The sequence below is a fragment of the Rossellomorea yichunensis genome (assembly GCF_032337515.1).
Classification (GTDB): domain Bacteria; phylum Bacillota; class Bacilli; order Bacillales; family Bacillaceae_B; genus Rossellomorea; species Rossellomorea yichunensis.
In genome coordinates this window covers 1-2864 of the sequence record NZ_JAVYAD010000021.1, presented here as the reverse complement: position 1 = coordinate 2864, position 2864 = coordinate 1, and the positions used below count along the sequence as shown (strand labels likewise).

Genomic DNA, 2864 nt, shown 5'->3' with positions numbered 1-2864 from the left:
TGAATACAGCCACAGGATTGTACCACGCTTGCCATGTTTTTGTTCCACTAATGACAAGTTTTTGTTCCATCCCTGCCATGCAGAGGACCACCCTTCTTTATAATTGAGATGCACCTAACGGTGCAATTCAATTATTTAGGAGGTTTTTTTGTGATCAAATATCGGGAAATCCTGAGGCTGCACGCTCAGGGAATTAGTCAAAGGGGCATTGCCTCCAGTACTTCAAACTCTAGGACAACAATACGGGAAGTGGTGAAAAGGGCTGAAGAAAGTAACACTAGATGGCCTTTAGAAAAAGAAACAACGGACCAGGACCTACAGGAATTACTGTTTCCTGAGAAACACTCATCTATTGATTTTAGAAGAAAACCAGACTGTGCCTACATTCATAAAGAACTAGCGAAACCAGGGGTTAATCTAACGCTGTTATGGGAGGAGTATTCTCTCAGTTGTCGATCAAACGAGGAAATTCCATATAGTTATCGTCAGTTCTGCAGGGTTTATCATGCATATGCCCGAAAAACTAAAGCGACAATGCGAATTAAACGTAAACCCGGAGAACTTTTAGAAGTGGATTGGGCTGGCAAAACAATGTCAATCAAAGACAACCTTACTGGTAAAGAGATTCCGGTGTATATATTTGTATCTGCCCTTCCGTGCAGTCAATATGCATATGTAGAAGGTTTCCTATCGATGAATGCAGAGTCATGGATTACAGCTCATATCCATTCATTTCAGTTTTATGGTGGTGTTCCTAGAGTCATTGTTCCTGACAATCTTAAAACAGGAGTAGTAAAAGCTTCAAAGTATGAGCCGATTATCCATACAGGCTATCAGGAGATGGCCGAGCACTATCACACGACAATCGTACCGGCACGCGTTCGCCATCCAAAGGATAAGGCAAGTGCTGAAAGTACAGTAGGTCATATTTCAACATGGATCATTGCTTCACTTCGGAACCAAGAGTTTTTCAGTTTAAAAGAGTTAAATGATGCGGTTCAGGATAAGCTAGAAGAGTTTAATCACAAACCCTTTCAAAAGAAACAGGGAAGCAGACATACGGCATTTAAAGAAGAAGAGCACTTCGCATTAACACCGTTGCCTGCTTCAACATACGAAATCGCAACTTGGCAAATTGCGACCGTACAATATGATTATCACATAGAAGTAGATAAAATGTTTTACTCTGTTCCATACGATTATGTAAAATACGTGGTCGATATTCGAGTCACAAGAACCATTGTTGAAGTGTATTATAAAAGCTTGCGGATCGCTTCGCACAAAAAAATAAAAGGGAAACTTGGCCAATTCAATACTCTTTCTGATCACATGCCTAAAGAACATAAGCAATATATTGATTTTGACACTTCATATGTACGCCAATGGGGTAAATCAGCTGGTTCTAACACTTTGACCACCATTAATAGTATTCTCACTTCTTATCGCGTTGAAAAACAAGCACTAAAATCCTGTTTAGGACTCATTAAGTTGGCAGATCAACACTCAGTTGAGCGTGTAGAAAAGGCATGTGAGCGTGCTTTAATGTACACAAATAGACCTACGCTTAAGAGTATCCAAACGATTCTAAAAAATGGACAGGATAAACTCCCCGTTACAATTGAAAAAGATAGTGCTCGAAAAGAAGATAAACCAAATCCTTACGGTTTTACAAGAGGGGCAGACTATTATGGAGGTAAGAAGTAATGACTACTGAAAATACTTTATCCAAACTAAATGATATGAGAATGACAGCGATGGCAGAGAGATATATGGATCAATTGAAAAATCCCGAGTATCAGGACTTATCGTTTGAGGATCGTTTCGCTATGCTTGTAGACATTGAGTGGGGGCGTAGAAAGAATGCCAAACTTGACCGACTCATCAAGAGTGCCGAGTTTAGAGATAACCAGGCATGCATAGAAGACATAGAATATCACGCTGATCGAAGGTTGGATAAAACACAAATTCTAAGATTGTCGACAGGGCGATATATTCAGGAGAAACACAATATTATCATTAAAGGAGCATCTGGGAACGGAAAAACATACTTAGGGTGCGCTTTTGGTGTAGCTGCTTGTCGACAGTTTTATAAAGTGAAATATATCCGCCTTCCTGATTTGTTAGATGAGCTCGCAGTAGCTAGAGGTGAAGGTATTTACCGAAAGGTAATTAAAAAGTATACAAAAGTGGATTTACTCATTCTTGATGAATGGCTCTTAACGCCACTGAAAGAAACTGAAGCCAGAGATCTCTTGGAGATCATTGAATCTAGGTACCAAATTGCCTCCACTATATTCTGTTCTCAGTTTGACCCTCGTGGCTGGCACGAAAAGATTGGTGAAGGCACATTGGCAGATGCCATCCTCGATCGTATTGTACATGGATCATATCACATGTTGCTTGATGGGGATGTTTCAATGCGAGAGCGCCATGGATTGGAGGGTTCCTTTTGATCCCTAAAGAGATGGAGAATCGTATTGCGAGATATTTCTTTCATAATTATCTTCCTGATGAAATCATGTATGAACTTATAGATCTATTGATTCCTCAATGTTCGAATGGAGAGGATGAAGATAATATAGATCAAGACGCACTGGTCTTGGAAGCAGTGTTAATACTTCAAGATCGATTAGAAGGAAAAAGTATTAAATAAACAAAACAGCCATCGGAGACCTGTTTTCGATGGCTGTTTCAAAGATAAATTGGCTCTGAGCCCGGCATTAAATGGCTCATCTGACCGCAACCAGTGGCTCTTACTGATGCATTACTGTAAGTGGACATCTGTATGGCAGAGCTGGACCAATTTAATGTCATTAGTGGACCAAAAACATGGCAACGGTGGAACAATCGTATGGCTGTAGTCA

3 protein-coding genes are annotated in these 2864 nt (G+C 40.2%); all 3 read left to right on the top strand.

Features of this window, described 5'->3' with window-relative positions; translation table 11 throughout:
* Positions 1 to 150: 150 nt before the first annotated feature.
* Genes istA through RSX31_RS23285 form a run of 3 tightly spaced genes read left to right on the top strand, consistent with a single transcriptional unit; the run spans position 151 to position 2653 of the window.
* The gene (istA, locus tag RSX31_RS23295) at positions 151 to 1704 is read left to right on the top strand and encodes an IS21 family transposase (RefSeq protein WP_315636138.1); all 1554 of its coding nucleotides are present in this window, start codon (positions 151 to 153) and stop codon (positions 1702 to 1704) included.
* Positions 1704 to 2453: an IS21-like element helper ATPase IstB gene (gene istB / locus RSX31_RS23290; protein WP_315636137.1), complete on the top strand. Its 750-nt coding sequence runs from the start codon at positions 1704 to 1706 to the stop codon at positions 2451 to 2453. The genes istA and istB overlap by 1 nt, the downstream gene beginning before the upstream one ends.
* Positions 2450 to 2653, top strand: coding sequence for a hypothetical protein (locus tag RSX31_RS23285; RefSeq protein WP_315636136.1), 204 nt, complete (start codon positions 2450 to 2452; stop codon positions 2651 to 2653). Before istB ends, RSX31_RS23285 begins: the two co-directional genes overlap by 4 nt.
* Positions 2654 to 2864: the final 211 nt, after the last annotated feature.

Excerpts from the sequence above, each read along its gene's own strand:
- istB (WP_315636137.1), top strand. The coding sequence starts at position 1,704 with ATGACTACTGAAAATACTTTATCCAAACTAAATGATATGAGAATGACA.